Origin of the sequence: Dactylosporangium cerinum, assembly GCF_042653625.1 — a bacterium.
GTDB lineage: Bacteria > Actinomycetota > Actinomycetes > Mycobacteriales > Micromonosporaceae > Dactylosporangium > Dactylosporangium cerinum.
The window spans coordinates 182765-197635 of the sequence record NZ_JBHSIU010000105.1 but is presented as its reverse complement, the minus strand read 5'-3'; the positions used below and the strand labels follow the sequence as shown (position 1 = coordinate 197635).

General features: G+C 72.9%; 13 protein-coding genes. 9 read left to right on the top strand and 4 right to left on the bottom strand.

What is annotated here, in order from left to right:
• Window positions 1-7: 7 nt before the first annotated feature.
• A complete protein-coding gene (locus tag ACFPIJ_RS53410; protein WP_380127240.1) occupies window positions 8-1018 on the top strand; it encodes a serine hydrolase in 1011 nt (336 codons plus the stop codon).
• Here the strand turns inward: ACFPIJ_RS53410 and ACFPIJ_RS53405 are convergent.
• Window positions 996-1799, bottom strand: a complete 804-nt coding sequence (locus ACFPIJ_RS53405; RefSeq protein WP_380127238.1) for an alpha/beta fold hydrolase — start codon at window positions 1797-1799, stop codon at window positions 996-998. The two genes, ACFPIJ_RS53410 and ACFPIJ_RS53405, sit on opposite strands and share 23 nt — an antisense overlap.
• Window positions 1800-1822: 23 nt before the next feature.
• Here ACFPIJ_RS53405 and ACFPIJ_RS53400 point away from each other — a divergent pair, with 23 nt between their 5' ends.
• The 8 genes from ACFPIJ_RS53400 (at window position 1823) to rph (ending at window position 10970) form a co-directional block, all read left to right on the top strand.
• Entirely contained in the window at window positions 1823-2650 is an 828-nt protein-coding gene (locus tag ACFPIJ_RS53400) for a transglutaminase domain-containing protein (RefSeq protein ID WP_380127237.1), read from the top strand.
• Window positions 2651-2868: 218 nt separating this feature from the next.
• Window positions 2869-4578 carry a hypothetical protein gene (locus ACFPIJ_RS53395; RefSeq protein WP_380127235.1) on the top strand — a complete coding sequence of 570 codons (1710 nt, stop codon included), beginning with the start codon at window positions 2869-2871 and terminating at the stop codon, window positions 4576-4578.
• A 135-nt stretch (window positions 4579-4713) separates the two neighbouring features.
• A complete protein-coding gene (locus tag ACFPIJ_RS53390) occupies window positions 4714-5139 on the top strand; it encodes an SRPBCC family protein (RefSeq protein WP_380127234.1) in 426 nt (141 codons plus the stop codon).
• Between the two features lie 98 nt (window positions 5140-5237).
• Window positions 5238-6263, top strand: a complete 1026-nt coding sequence (locus ACFPIJ_RS53385) for a LacI family DNA-binding transcriptional regulator (RefSeq protein ID WP_380127233.1) — start codon at window positions 5238-5240, stop codon at window positions 6261-6263.
• Window positions 6264-6309: 46 nt separating this feature from the next.
• Window positions 6310-6915, top strand: coding sequence for a pyridoxamine 5'-phosphate oxidase family protein (locus tag ACFPIJ_RS53380; RefSeq protein WP_380127232.1), 606 nt, complete (start codon window positions 6310-6312; stop codon window positions 6913-6915).
• A 54-nt stretch (window positions 6916-6969) separates the two neighbouring features.
• Complete coding sequence (locus ACFPIJ_RS53375) at window positions 6970-7554, top strand: DinB family protein (protein WP_380127231.1); 585 nt, start codon at window positions 6970-6972, stop codon at window positions 7552-7554.
• A 10-nt stretch (window positions 7555-7564) separates the two neighbouring features.
• On the top strand, window positions 7565-8236 hold the full coding sequence (locus tag ACFPIJ_RS53370; RefSeq protein WP_380127230.1) for a hypothetical protein: 672 nt from the start codon (window positions 7565-7567) through the stop codon (window positions 8234-8236).
• 115 nt (window positions 8237-8351) lie between these two features.
• The gene (gene rph, locus ACFPIJ_RS53365; RefSeq protein ID WP_380127229.1) at window positions 8352-10970 is read left to right on the top strand and encodes a rifamycin-inactivating phosphotransferase; all 2619 of its coding nucleotides are present in this window, start codon (window positions 8352-8354) and stop codon (window positions 10968-10970) included.
• 19 nt (window positions 10971-10989) lie between these two features.
• On the opposite strand, the gene ACFPIJ_RS53360 is transcribed toward rph, so the two are convergent.
• From ACFPIJ_RS53360 to glgB, 3 genes are all read right to left on the bottom strand, one after another.
• A complete protein-coding gene (locus tag ACFPIJ_RS53360; protein ID WP_380127228.1) occupies window positions 10990-11766 on the bottom strand; it encodes a phosphotransferase in 777 nt (258 codons plus the stop codon).
• A gap of 46 nt (window positions 11767-11812) precedes the next feature.
• Entirely contained in the window at window positions 11813-12643 is an 831-nt protein-coding gene (locus ACFPIJ_RS53355; RefSeq protein ID WP_380127227.1) for an Hsp70 family protein, read from the bottom strand.
• A gap of 102 nt (window positions 12644-12745) precedes the next feature.
• Window positions 12746-14866, bottom strand: coding sequence for a 1,4-alpha-glucan branching protein GlgB (gene glgB, locus ACFPIJ_RS53350; RefSeq protein WP_380127390.1), 2121 nt, complete (start codon window positions 14864-14866; stop codon window positions 12746-12748).
• Window positions 14867-14871: the final 5 nt, after the last annotated feature.

Sequence of the window (14871 nt, the reverse complement as noted above, 5' to 3'; positions counted from 1 at the left end):
CCGAAGCATGACGAACAAGCTCACCCGCCGCGCCGCCATCGCGCTCGGTGCCGGTGCCGCGGCCGTCCCACTGGTCGGCACGCCCGCCGCCGCCGCCCCCGCCTCCACCGAGCACTCGTTGCCGCCCGCTGAGCGGATCCGGCGGGTGTACGAGCGGCAGAAGGCCCGTGCCGGTGGTTCCTGGCACTCGCACATCGCCCTGGTCGACGCCGCCGGGGTGCCGCAGCCGGTCGTCCAGGACGACGCCGACCACGTCACCAAGGGCTACAGCGTGCAGAAGCTCGCCGTCGCCACCGCTGTCATGGACAAGATCGACCGTGGTGAACTGTCGCTGGGCACGAAGCTGGACCTGCAGGCCGACATCATCCTCGGCGGCTCCGGCATCTACTTCCTGCACACCGTGTGGGGCGACGACATCACCGTGGCCAACTTCCTCACCGCGATGCTGCTGGTCTCCGACAACACCGCGGTGCGCATGTGCGGCCGGGTCGTGCCCGCGCTGGAGATCAACGAGATCCTCGCCGCGAAGGGGTTCGTGCACACCCGGGTCGAGCCGGTCGCCAACCCGAACCGGTTCTTCCTCGGCGACACCACGCCCCGGGAGATCCACGACCTGCTGTGGCGCCTCGCGACGAAGACGCTGCTCACCCCGGCGTCGTGCGACTTCCTGCTCGGCATCCTGCGCTGGATCAACGGCTATCACGACGGCATCCGCCGCTCCATGTCCTCGGCGGAGCGCAGCCGGGTCGCGACGAAGTACGGCCAGGACTTCAACACCCTCGGCGCGTCCCGGCACGAGGCCGGCGTCATGTTCGGCGCCGACGGCGCGCCCGCCCTGGTCTACGGGCTGTTCGCCGAGGGCCTCGGCGACCTCGACAACTACGGCGCGACGCACCCCGCGGTCGAGGCGCACGCCGTGCTCGGCCGCACCATGTTCGACGTGGTCAGCCGGGTCACGAACCCGGCGGTCCAGGCCAAGCAGCCGCTGCGGCCGTTCACCGCGGTGGACGGGGGCTGATCCGCTCCAGGACCGCATCGAGGAGCCGTTCCGGCGCCTCGTCGGGGATCCAATGGCTGACCCCCTCCAGCGTCACGAACCGGTAGTCCCCGGTCACGTACCCCGCGCACCTGCGGGCGGCGTGGCCGGAGATCGCCACGTCCCGGTCGCTCCACACGAACGTCGTCGGCACGCCGACGGATCCGAGGCCGTCGAGGTCGTCGCCGGAGATCGCGCGGTACCAGTTGAGCGCCCCGGTCAGCCGTCCCGGCTGCAGCATCGCCGCGCCGTGGGGCACCCGCCGCAGCAGCGCGCCGTCGCGGGCGGACAGGACCCGCTCGGGCAGCCACGGCGTGCGGAAGAACAGCATGTACGCCGACTTCACCAGCTGCGCCGGATCCCGCTTGACCGACGTCGCATAGGCGCGGGGGTGCGGCACCGACACCGCGGTCAGCGTGCGGACCCGGTCCGGGTGGCGGCCCGCGAGCTGCCACGCGACCGCGGCACCCCAGTCGTGCCCGACGACGTGCGCCGCCGGGACGGCCAGGGCGTCGAGCACCGCGACGGCGTCGGCGACGCACTCGGCCATCCGGTACTGGTCCTTGCCCGCCGGCCGGGCGCCGGGGGAGTAGCCGCGCTGGTCGAGGGCGAACGTGCGCAGGCCGGCGGCGTGCAGCCCGCCGGTGATCCCGTCCCATTCCCGGCTGTCCTGCGGAAAACCGTGCAGCAGCAGGACTGCGGGTCCGTCGGCGGGGCCTGCGGGGTGCACGTCGAAGGTGAGCCCGCGAGCGTCGATGCGCATCGGGTGACGGTACATTGAGGCGCATGGTCGATCGGTACCGGTCGCAGTCCGCCTACAGTGACCCGGGTCCCTATGCCGGGCTGCTCAACCACCTGCCGACGGACGTTCCGGGCCTGGTCGGCGTGGTGCGCAACGTGATCGTGCACTACTACGCGCAGGGTCTGTCGTTTGTGAACGAACGGCTCGCCGAGGTCGACTCCCGGTGGGTGTCGCGGATCCTGGCCGCGGACCGGTCCCGGCACACCCGCCCGCTCGGCGCGCCCCGCGAGCCGAAGACCCGCGTGGTCGGCTGCGCCCGCGACTTCACCCTGCTCACCGTCGCCGCGCTGCGCCACCGCGGGGTCGCCGCCCGCAGCCGGATCGGGTTCGCCGGCTACTTCGGCGACGCGTTCCACTACGACCACGTCGTCACCGAGTACTGGAACGGCGAGCGCTGGGTCCGCGTCGACGCCCAGCTGGACCCGGCCACGACCGACTTCGACACCTTCGACGTGCGGCACTTCATCACCGCCGCCGAGGCGTGGACCGCGCACCGCCGCGACGAGATCGACCCCGACAACTACGGCGCCGACCCGGTCGGCCCGTTCCGCGGCCACCGCTTCCTGCTCGACCAGGTCCGCCACGAGCTGGCCCACCGGCAGCGCGACGAGCTGCTGCTGTGGGACGAGTGGGGCGCCCTGGACGAGGACCTCGCGGACTGGGTGGCGGAGCGCCTGCTTGCCGCGGACGCCGGCTCGGCGGAGGCGGAGGAGGAGCTCGCCGCCCGATACGCGGCCGACCCTGCCCTGCACCCCGGCGGCCGGGTGCACTGCGTCTCGCCGAGTGGTCTGGACGCCTGGGTCGACGTCTGAGCTCTGGTCGTGGGGTCATCACCCCCACGCGGACCCTGACGCCGGGCGACCGGCAGGGAGGGATGTGACACATCCCGCCGGACGGGGCGTCGGGCGTGGCGGGCGTGCTGCACAATTGCCCGCGAGCGGGATCACAGGTAGATCACGTTCACTGGGTGCCGCCAACCACGCGGCGGGGGGAAAGCGTCGGAGGCTGTGTGAGCCCAACTCTAGGCGGGGTGACGGGGCCCGCCCAGCGGGCGACCCTGCCCACAGTTCCGCGTCAACGTGTTCGAGCCGGCGGTGCCGGTGCACCGGAGGCACCGGGCAGGCGCAAGGTCCGGTTCGCGACGGTCGGGGCCGTCCTGGCCGGAGTGGCGGTGCTGCTGCTGGGCTATCTGCGGATGGCGCGGGCGACCCCCACGAACAGCGACGCGTCCGCCAACGCCCTGCAGGCGTGGGACATGCTGCACGGCGACGTGCTGCTGCACGGCTGGACGCTCAGTGACGTGTCGTTCTACACCACGGAGCTGATCCAGTATGCGCTGATCGAGGTCTTCTACGGCCTCGACCAGGACGTCGTGCACGTGGCGTCGGCGACCACCTACCTGCTGCTGATCGTGTTCGCGGCGCTGGTCGCCAAGGGCGACGCCACCGGGCGGGCGGCCTGGGCGCGGGTGGCCGTGGTCGTGGCGACGCTGCTGGTGCCGCAGCCGCACGGTGGGTGGGCGATCGTGCTGTACGCGCCGGACCACACCGGGACCGCGGTGCCGCTGCTGCTCGCGTGGCTGCTCGTGGACCGGCGGTCGGCCACGCCGCTGCGGCGGTGGTGGCCGGTCGGGGTCCTGGTGGTCCTCGCGCTCGCGCAGGTCGCCGACCCCCTCGCGATGTTCGTCGGCGCGGTGCCGCTGGCGCTGGTCAGCGCGGCGCGGCTGGTGCGGGCCCGCACGTGGCGCGGCGCCGACGCGCACCTGCTGGTGGCCGCGGTCGGCTCGATGGCGCTCGCGCACGGGCTGCTGGCCCTGATCTGGCGGGCCGGCGGGTTCTCGGTGCACTCACCGGTCGCCCGGTTCAGCCCCACCGACCAGCTCGGCGACCACGTGGTGACCGCGGTGACGGCGACCGCGCACAACTACGGCGCGTACCTTCCGACGCTGGACGGGCCGGTGGCGCTCGCCGCCGGGATCGTCAACCTGGCGCTGCTGCTCCTCGCGGTGGCGGCGTTCGCGGCGACCGTCGCCAGGTTCTTCCGCAGCGGGGACGGTGACCGGGTCGCCGAGGTGCTGGCGGCCGCGATCCTGGTCAACCTCGCCGCGTTCATCGTCTCGACGCAGGCCGGGGACATGGGCAGCGCCCGGCAGATCGTCACCGTGCTGCCGTTCGGCGCGGTCCTCGCCGGGCGGCTGTGGGGCGAGCGGCTCCTCGCCGCCGGCCCGGTCGCCAAGCGGCTCATGGCGGCCGCCTGCGTGGTGCTCGTGGTGGCGTTCGGGACGCAGGCAGCGGCCGCGGAGCCGGAGCCGCCGGAGGCGCACGCGGTCGCGGAGTACCTCGTCGCGCACGACCTGAGGTACGGGCTCGGCAGCTACTGGGGCTCCAACAACATCACCGTCGCCAGCGGCGGGAAGGTCCGCGTCGCACCGGTCATCGGTCCGGACATCCGCTCGTTCCGGTGGGAGTCCGACGCCGACTGGTACGACGCCGCCGCGCACGACGCCCGGTTCCTCGTCGTCGACCTGAAGCATGCCAGGTACGGCACCGTGGAAGCGGCCCTCGCGCAGTTCGGCCCGCCGGTCGAGCGGCACGACTTCGGTCGTTGGGCATTGCTGGTGTACGACCACAACCTGCTCGTCGGGCTGCCGGCGCAGTGTGGCGGCCTGGCCGCCGCCACCCACACCCACTGCCCGCCGCTGGCGCCGAAGGTCCCCGGCGCCGGCCTCCTGGAGAAGTAGCGCCCGCGCGGCCGCCGGTGGCCTCGCGGGTCCCCTCCTTTTCACTGGACAGTGTGTCGCGTGCGATTACGGCGCGGGCCCGGCGCGGGTTCGAGCGCGAACTGTCCTGTCCGGGACAGGCATAGGGTGTCGGGCATGGCGATCGAGTTCTCCGAGCGCGTGCCCGTCGGCGCTCCGGCCGACGTGGTCGGCCGCATCATGTGCGACGTGGCCCGCTGGCCGCGGTGGACCGCCTCGGTGTCCACAGTCGAGCGGTCCGGGACCGGCCCGCTCGCGGTCGGCGAGACCGTCGTGGTGAAGCAGCCGAAGCTGCCGCCGTCGACGTGGACCGTGACGAAGGTCGGCCCGACCGGGTTCGAGTGGACCTCGCGGTCGGCCGGCATCAGCAACGTCGCCGGGCACTGGGCGACCGACGCCGGCGACGGCACCTGCGTCGCCGAGCTGACGCTGTCGTTCGCGGGGCCCCTCGCGCGGCCGACCCTGCTGTTCTACTCGGGGCTGGTCCGGCGGTACATGGCCATGGAGGGCGAGGGGCTGCGCGCCGAGGCGACCGGGGACTGACCTTCGAAAGTTTCCGGGGTATTTCGAGCGTGCGTTTTCGGGTGTACCGTGCCGCTGCAGGAAGTATGGCGGCCGAAACTTTCGAAATGGGGCGCGGCATGGTGACGAAGCGGCCGACCATGGCGGAGATCGCCCGCGAGGCGAACGTGGCCATCTCGACCGTCTCGAAGGTGCTCAACGGGCACACCGACGTCTCCGTCGCCACCCGCAAGCACATCGAGCAGCTCCTCGCCGACCGCGGCTACCAGCGGCCGCCCGCCTCCCGCCGGCCCGGCCGCCGCAGCGACCTCGTCGACCTGGTCATCAACGAGCTCGACAGCGTCTGGGGCCTGTCGATCCTGACCGGCGTCGAGGAGGTCGTCGAGGCGGCCGGCCTGGGCCTGGTCGTCTCCGCCGTGCACAACCGGGAGAGCCTGACCCGCCGGTGGCTGGAGTCGCTGCTGGCCCGCGGGTCGCAGGGCGCCATCCTGGTCCTGTCCGAGCTCAGCGAGCACCAGCGGGCCGAGCTGTCCCGCCGGAACATGCCGTTCGTCGTCGTCGACGGGGTCAGCCAGCCGCCGCCGGACGTGCCGTCGATCGGCGCGACCAACTTCGCCGGCGGCTACGCCGCGACCGAGCACCTCGTCGGGCTCGGGCACCGGCGGATCGCCGCGATCGGCGGGCCGGAGCAGCTGCAGTGCACCCGCGCCCGCATCGCCGGCTACCGGGCGGCCCTCGAATCCGCCGGGATCGTCGCCGACCGGCACCTGGTGCGATACGGAAACTTTCATCACGACGGGGGCCTGCGGGCGATGGCCGGGTTCCTGGCGCTGCCGGACCCGCCGACCGCCGTCTTCGCCGGCAGCGACCAGCAGGCGACCGGCGTCTACGAGGCGCTACGGCAGGCCGGTCGCGGCGTCCCGCACGACGTGAGCGTGGTCGGCTTCGACGACCTCAACTTCGCCGAGTGGACCGCGCCGCCGCTGACCACGGTCCGCCAGCCGCTGCACGAGATGGGCGTCGCCGCCGCCCGCACCCTGCTGCGCATCATCGCCGGGGAGCGGATCGAGTCGACCCGCATCGAGCTCGCCACCCGGCTCGTGGTCCGGGAGAGCACCGCCGCGCCGGCGTTGCTGCCGTTGTAACGCCGGTCATACGCGGGAGCGGCCGCTCAGCGGGACGATGGCGGGCATGGGTAAGGAGTACGAACGCATCGACGGCCGGCTGCGCACCTTCATCGAGGCGCAGCACATCTTCTTCACCGCGACCGCGCCGCTGTCCGGCGACGGCACCATCAACCTGTCCCCGAAGGGCCTCACCGGGTCGTTCGCCGTCCTCGACGAGCTGACCGTGGCCTACCTCGATTTCGCCGGCAGCAATGCCGAGACGGTCGCGCACCTGCGGGAGAACGGGCGGATCACCCTCATGTGGTGCGCGTTCGACGGGCCGCCCAACATCGTGCGGGTGCACGGGCGCGGCGAGCCGGTGTTCCGCGACGACCCCCGCTGGGCGGACCTCGTCGCGCACTTCCCGGACATCGACACGACCCAGCACGGCCTGCGGGCGATCATCGTCGTGCACGCCGACCTGATCCGCGACACGTGCGGCTACGCGGTGCCGTTCATGACGTACGACGCCGACCGCGACCTGCACGCGAAACGCTTCGCACGGGAGGACGACGAGTCGCTCAGCAGGTATTTTGAGGGCAAAGAACACGTCGGGGTCAGCCTCGACGGGCTGCCCGGCCTGCCCCTGCCGCTCCCGCCGACGCCGATTCCGGTAGCGGACAGATCCTGACCGCAACCGGGGGCAGGATGAGTCTCGACAGTTCCTGTTGAGAGGGGTCCAGCCATGCCGGGTAACGTGCCTCCGGTCGCCGACGAACGCGACGGTCTGCTCGCCTTCCTCGACCAGCAACGCCAGGGCGTGCGTAACGCCGCCTTCGGACTCACCGACGAGCAGGCCCGGCTGGCCCCGACCGCCAGCACGCTGAGCGTCGGCGGGCTGGTCAAGCACCTCGCCCAGATGGAGCGCAACTGGGTCGCCATCATGGTGCAGGAGCCCGGCCGGGAGGCCGACTACGACGACGGCTTCCGGCTCCGCGAGGACGAGACCCTCGCCGACGTCCTCGCCGACTACGCCAAGGCGGCCGGGGAGACCACCGCGGCCGTCGCCGGGATCGCCGACATGGGCCGGCCCGTGCCGGTGCCGAAGGGCGTCCCCTGGTTCCCCGACGACGTCGACGCCTGGTCGGTCCGCTGGGTGCTGCTGCACCTCATCGAGGAGACCGCCCGCCACGCCGGGCACGCCGACCTGGTCCGCGAGGCCGTCGACGGCGCCACCTGCTGGCCGCTCATGGTCGCCGCCGAGGGCTGGCCGGCGACCCCCTGGGTGCAGCCCTGGCAACCCGCCACCGGCGCCGCGCAGCCCGCCTAGCCTGGAGGGCATGGCCGTCTCCGCCGCCGTCGTGGCGGTCGCCGCGGTGGTGCTCGCGAGCGGCACCGCGATGCTGGCCGGCGCCCAGGGTGGCGCGCCGGTCGGCCAGCCCGTGGCCGCACCGCTCGCCGGGCCGATGCCGGTCGACCCGTCGGTCTCGGTCTCCGGCTCCGGCTCCGGCTCCGCGATGCCGTCTCCGTCGATGGCGACGCCGTCCGCGGCGGCGTCACCGTTCGCGTCGGGGGCCGTCTGGGCCACGGTGAACTGTGCCGAGGTGCGGATCCGGGTCGGCGGTGGTGCGCCGCCGACCGACGCCGGCGGCCCGCTGGTCCCGTCCGGCGCGACCACGGTGACCCGGTGCGAAACGCCGCTGGCCTCGGGTGGCCCGGGCCGCTCGGCCGCCGCGGTGGCGGCGCCGAAGGTCCTCACGACCGGTGTCGACCAGCTCGCCGCCGTGCTCAACGCGCTGCCGGCGGTCCCGGCGGATCAGGCCTGCCTGCCGATCACCCTGCCGGTGCAGCTGAGCCTGGTGTTCACGCTGCCGGAGCAGCAGCCGCTCGCGGTGATCGTCGACCCGACCTGCTCGGCGCTGATCGCGGGGGACCGGGCCCGGTCGTACACCACCCTGAACCCGCTGCCCGTCTTCGACAGCCTCTACGCCGCCCAGCCGACCTCGCCCTGACAAAGCAGAAGGCAAGGAGAAATCAACTCCTTGCCACTTCTAACGTATAGCGCACCAGGGGGCTTGCGGCAAGACCCGGGTCGTGGCGCAGAATCGGCGGCCGGGCACAGCGCCGATGGGGAAGTGGGGGCGCGACATGGGTGTGGTGGATCTTCAAGAGGTTGACGCGACGCAGGTCGCGGCCGTCGGAGGCAAGGCCGCGCACCTGGGTGGGCTGTCGCGGATCGACGGCGTCCGGGTGCCGGCCGGGTTCTGCGTGACGACGGCCGCCTACCGGCAGATCATGGCGGAAGCGCCGGCGATGGACGAACAGCTCGACCGGCTGGCGCGGCTGGACCCGGACGACCGGGACGCGATCCATACGCTCAGCGCGGAGATCCGCCGGGCCGTCGAAGGGGCTGCCGTCCCTGACGACCTGGCGTCGGCGATCACCGGCGCGCTCGCGCGGCACGGTGCGGACGCCGCCTATGCCGTGCGGTCCAGCGCCACGGCGGAGGACCTGCCGACAGCCTCCTTCGCCGGCCAGCAGGACACGTATCTCAACGTCGTGGGGGCGGCGGAGATCCTCCGGCACGTCGCCCGGTGCTGGGCGTCGCTGTTCACCGAGCGGGCCGTGACCTACCGGCTGCGCAACGGCTTCGATCACCGCAAGGTGCACATGGCCGTGGTCGTGCAGCGGATGGTGTTCCCGGACGCGTCGGGCATCCTGTTCACCGCCGACCCCGTCACGGGCAACCGGAAGGTCGCCACCGTGGACGCCGGGTTCGGCCTCGGCGAGGCCCTGGTCTCCGGCCTGGTGAACCCGGACGTCTTCCAGGTGCGCGACGGCGAGATCGTGGCCAGGTCGGTCGCGGCCAAGCTGCGTGCCGTCCAGCCCCTGCCGGCCGGCGGGACGCACGAGGTGGCGGTCGACCCGCAGCGGCGCGACCAGCCGGCACTGACGGACGCGCAGGTCGTGCGGCTGGTGCGGCTCGGCCGGCGGATCGAGGCGGAGTTCGGCCGCCCGCAGGACATCGAGTGGTGCCTGGCCGACGACGACTTCCAGATCGTGCAGAGCCGGCCGATCACCACGCTGTTCCCCATCCCCGAGGCCGGCGACGAGGAGCCCCACGTCTACGTCTCGGTCGGTCACGGGCAGATGATGACCGACCCCATGAAGCCCCTGGGGCTGTCCTGCTGGCAGCTGACGGCCATGGTGCCGATGCACGAGGCTGGCGGGCGGCTGTTCGTCGACGTCACCGGGCGCCTGGCCACACCCGCCGGCCGCGCCGCGCTCCTGGAGGTCATGGGCAAGGGCGACCCGCTGGTCCGGGACGCGCTGCAGACCGTCCTCGACCGCGACGACTTCGTCCCGACTCAACCCGACCCGCAGCCGGACCCGGCGCCCGGCCGGCCACCGGGTGGCGCACCGGCGCCGATCGGGACCGATCCGGCCATCGTCACCGGACTGATCGAGCGCAGCCAGGCCTCCGTCGCCGCCCTGCGCCGCGACATCGCGGCGGTGACCGGACCGGCGCTGTTCGACTTCCTGCTGAAGGCGTTCCAGGAGCACAAGCGGGTCCTCGGCGACCCGCTGAACTTCCAGGCGATCATGGCGGGGATGGAGGCCACCTGGTGGCTCAACGACCAGCTGCAGGAATGGCTGGGCGAGAAGAACGCGGCCGACACCCTCACGCTGTCCGCCCCCGGCAACATCACGTCGGAGATGGGACTGGCGCTGCTCGACGTCGCCGACGTGATCCGCCCGCATCCGGAGGTCGTGGCGCATCTGCGGGGCGTCGAGGACGACGGTTTCCTGGACGAGCTGCCGAAGCTCGCGGGCGGGGCCGAGGCGCGCGACGCCATCGAGGCCTACCTGGAGCGGTACGGCATGCGCTGCGTCGGCGAGATCGACATCACCCGGCCGCGGTGGCGGGAACGCCCCAGCACGCTGGTGCCGCTGATCCTCGACAACGTCAGGCTCTTCGCGCCGGGCGCCGCCGGGCGCCGCTTCGAGCAGGGACGGCGGGACGCACAGCAGAAGGAACAGGAGGTGCTGGCCCGGCTGCTGGCCCTGCCGGACGGGGAGCAGAAGGCCGCCGAGACCAAGCGGATGATCGACCGGGTCCGGACGTTCATCGGCTACCGGGAGTACCCGAAGTACGGCATCATCAGCCGCTACTTCGTCTACAAGCAGGCCCTGCTGGCGGAGGCCGACCGGCTCGTGCGGGCCGGCGTCCTGCCCGACCGGGAGGACGTCTTCTACCTCACGTTCGCCGAGTTCCACGACGTCGTGCGTGCGAACCGGGCGGATCACCAGCTGATCCAGCGCCGCAAGGACGCGTTCCGGTCCTACCACGCGCTCACGCCACCCCGGGTCCTGACGTCGGACGGCGAGGCCCTCACCGGGGCGTACCGGCGCGACGACGCGCCGGCCGGCGCCCTGATCGGCGTGCCGGTCTCCGCCGGGACCGTCGAAGGCCGCGCCCGCGTCATCGTCGACCTGGCCGAGGCCGACCTCGAGCCGGGCGACATCCTCGTCACGACCCACACGGACCCGAGCTGGACGCCCCTCTTCGTCGCCGTCGCGGGCCTGGTGACGGAGGTCGGCGGGGCGATGACCCACGGCGCGGTGATCGCCCGGGAGTACGGCCTGCCGGCGGTCGTCGGGGTCGTGGACGCCACCCGGCTGATCACCGACGGGCAGCGGATCCGGGTGCACGGCGGCGACGGGTACGTCGAGCTGCTGCCGTGACGCACCCGCCGGCGCCTGGTCAGCGCATCCAGAAACCGGCCGGCTGCGCCTCGATGTCCGCCGCGGACGCCTCGATGTAGCCCGCGACCGGCAGCAGCGCGATCGCGGCCCGGTCCCCGGCGGCGGCCATCTCCCGCATGATGGTGGCCTGCCGCCGCGCCCGCTGGACGAACACGTCGCCGAAGGCGGTCCGGTCACCGTCGTAGCCGTACGCGTCGAGCAGCAGATGCACCCGGCGGGACCGGTCCGCGCTGTCGTGGAAGCCCAGCCCCTCGGCCACGCCCGGCGGGCACAGCGGCACCCACCACAGCGCCGAGAGCGCCAGGTCGTACTCCCGTGTCGACGGACCCGCGGTGTCCCAGTCGAAGAAGCCGACCAGCCGGTCACCGTCGAGGACCGCCGCGTTGTACGGGGCCGCGTCCTGATGGCCGATGACGTCGCCGGGCTGCATCGTCCGCCCGGCGAACCACTGCGCGTCCGCCGGTGGCACGAAGCCGGCCGTCAGGTCATGGACGCGGCGCAGCCACCGGCCGACCTGGGTGAGCGTCGCGTCGGTGAACGTCCACGCCGGCCACGGGAACCGCCCGGCGGCCGTCTCCCCGGGCAGGTAGGTGAGCATCTCGCGGCCCTGGTCGTCGAAGCCGAGCGCCCTGGGCGCGCCGTCGAACCCGGCGTCCTCCAGGTGCCGCAGCACCGCGTGCACCGTCGGCGTCCACGGCGACGCCTCCTTGTGGACCACCTCGCCGATCCGCACCGCACCGACGGTGTTGCCGCCGTCCAGGGTTTCTTCGGTCATCGATGCTGTATACCCGCCGCCGGGTGCCGCAGGCACCCGATTTATGTCAGTCCAGCAGCCTGGTGCGGTTGTCGGCGAACAGGGGCACGAACAGCTCGGCGGTGGTGTCGCGGGTCAGCTGCTCCTTGGCGGCGCGGGCCCCGGCCCACAGGGCGTGCCGGGCCTGGTGATCCGCGGCGGACTGCGGCCAGTCCAGCGCGTGCCAGGCGTCGGTGGCCCCGCCGGTCAGGCCGCGGGCATGCGCCACGACCAGGGCGTCGAGGGCGAGGCCGCCGACGTCGGTGAGGCCGTGGGCGGCGACGACGGCGAACCCGGCCTCGGTGCGCCGCACGACGCTGACGTCGAACGTGCCGGCGCCGAGGTCGTACACCACGACGGACCGGCCGACGGCGACGGTGCGGCGCAGGGCGGAGACGAAGTAGGCGGCGGCCGCGACCGGCTCGGGGACCAGGCCGGTGACCGCGAGTCCGGCCTTGGTGGCGGCCTGGACCAGCACGTCCAGCCTGGCGCGACCCCACGCCGCCGGGTGGGTGAGCACGACGGTGCGGGGGTCCTGCCCGGCGACCCGGCGGGCCTCGGCCGCGACCCGGGCCAGGACGGCGGCGAGCAGGTCGACGACCGGGTGCTCGTGCTCGCCGAGCCACACCGTGGCGTCGTCGATGCGGCGTTTCGGGTTGCGCTCCAGCCCCTCGGGGTGCGCGGCCGCCGCGCGCTCGGCGTCCTGCCCGGTGCGCAGCTCGAAGTCCCGGCCGGCGAACACGCCTGAGGGCAGCAGCGGCGACCCGTCGAACAGCAGCGGGCGCGGCGGGCCGTCCGGCCCGGCCAGCACGGCCACGGTGGTCGACGTGCCCAGGTCGATGCCGAGCCGAAACGTCACCCCGCCCACTGTAGGGACGGCGTCGTGTCGGCAGCCTCCACCGACCAGCCACGCCGATCAAGACGGTGGGTCATCGATGCCCACCGTCCCGATCGGCGCGGGTCAGCCGAGTTTGAGCCAGAGGGCGCCGAGCGGCGGGACGCGGAGCTCGGCGGAGGCCGGCAGGCCGTTCCACGGCACGGCAGTGGCCTCGACGGCGCCCATGTTGCCCACGCCCGAGCCGCCGTAGACGTCGGCGTCGGTGTTGAGGATCTCGGCCCAGCGGCCGGTGAAGGGCAGGCCGACGCGGTAGCCCTCGTGCGGGTGGGCGGCGAAGTTGACGACGACCGCGACCGCGGAACCGTCGGTGCCCCAGCGCAGGTAGGAGAAGACGTTGCCGCCGGAGTCCTCGTTGTTGATCCAGCGGAAGCCGTCCGGGGTGATGTCCTGGCTCCACAGGGCCGGGGTGCGGTGGTAGACGCCGTTGAGGTCGCGGACCAGGCGTTGCAGGCCGGCGCGCTGCGGGTCGTGCAGCAGGCCCCAGTCCAGGCCGCGCTCCTCGCTCCACTCCTGCTCGTCGCCGAGCTCGCAGCCCATGAAGAGCAGCTGCTTGCCGGGGAAGGACCACATGTACGCCAGCAGCGCGCGGGCGTTGGCCAGCTTCTTCCACAGGTCGCCGGGCATCTTGCCGACGAGGGAGCCCTTGCCGTGCACGACCTCGTCGTGGCTGATCGGCAGCAGGTAGTTCTCGCTCCAGGCGTACACCGTGGCGAACGTCATCTGGTTGTGGTGGTACTGGCGGTACACCGGGTCCTTGGCGACGTAGGTCAGGGTGTCGTGCATCCAGCCCATGTTCCACTTGAAGCCGAAGCCGAGACCGCCGGAGTCGGTGGGGCGGGTGACGCCGAGCCACGCCGTGGACTCCTCGGCGATCATCATGATCCCGGGGTGGTGCTTGTAGACGGTCGCGTTCGCCTCCTGCAGGAAGGAGATCGCGTCGAGGTTCTCCCGGCCGCCGTACTGGTTCGGGGCCCACTGCCCGTGTTCGCGGGAGTAGTCGAGGTAGAGCATGGAGGCGACGGCGTCGACCCGCAGCGCGTCGGCGTGGAACTCGTCGCACCAGTAGAGGGCGTTGGCGACGAGGAAGTTGCGGACCTCGGAGCGGCCGAAGTCGAAGATCAGGGTGCCCCAGTCGGGGTGTTCGCCGCGCCGCCAGTCGCCGTGCTCGTACAGCGGGGTGCCGTCGAAGCGGGCCAGGGCCCAGGCGTCCTTCGGGAAGTGGGCCGGGACCCAGTCGAGGATGACCCCGATGTTGGCCTGGTGCAGCCGGTCCACCAGGTAGCGGAACTCGTCGGGGTTGCCGAAGCGGGCCGTCGGCGCGTAGTAGCCGGTGACCTGGTAGCCCCAGGAGCCGCCGAACGGGTGCTCCATGACCGGCAGGAACTCGACGTGGGTGAAGCCGAGGTCGCTGACGTACTCGGTCAGCTGGTCCGCGAGCTCCACATAGGACAGACCGGGGCGCCACGAGCCGAGGTGGACCTCGTAGACGCTGACCGGTGCCTCGTGGGTGCGGCGCTCGGCGCGCTGGGCGAGCCAGTCGCCGTCCTTCCAGTCGTAGCCGGAGCGGTAGACCACCGACGCCGTCGCCGGCGGGACCTCGGTGTGCTGGGCGAGCGGGTCGGCCTTCTCGACCCAGCCGTCATCGGGGGTGAGCAGGCGGAACTTGTACCGGTGGCCGGCCTGCGCGCCGGGCACGAACAGCTCCCACACGCCGCTGCCGCCCAGCGAGCGCATCGGCCAGCCGGCGTGCACGTCCCAGCCGGTGAAGTCGCCGACGACCCGGACCCCGCGGGCGTTCGGCGCCCACACCGCGAACGCGACCCCGCCGGGGCGTGTCTGCGCGCCGAGGACCGTCCACAGCCGCTCGTGCCGGCCCTCCTGGATCAGGTGCAGGTCGAGCTCGCCGACGGTCGGCAGGTGCCGGTACGGGTCGTCGGTCACCACCCCGTCGGCGTCGATGCGGTAGTCGGTGACGATGCCGGGCAGCTCAGCCTCGAAGACGCCCTCGCCGTGCACCTGCCGCATCGGGTGCCGCTCGTCGTCGGCGACGACCGTCACGGTGCCGGCGCCGCGGCGCAACGCCCGGATCACGGTCGTGTCGGCCTCAATCCCGGATACAGGATGGGCGCCGAGGATGCCGTGCGGGTCATGGGACCGGCCGGCGATGAGGTCGTCGAGGTTCATAAGCT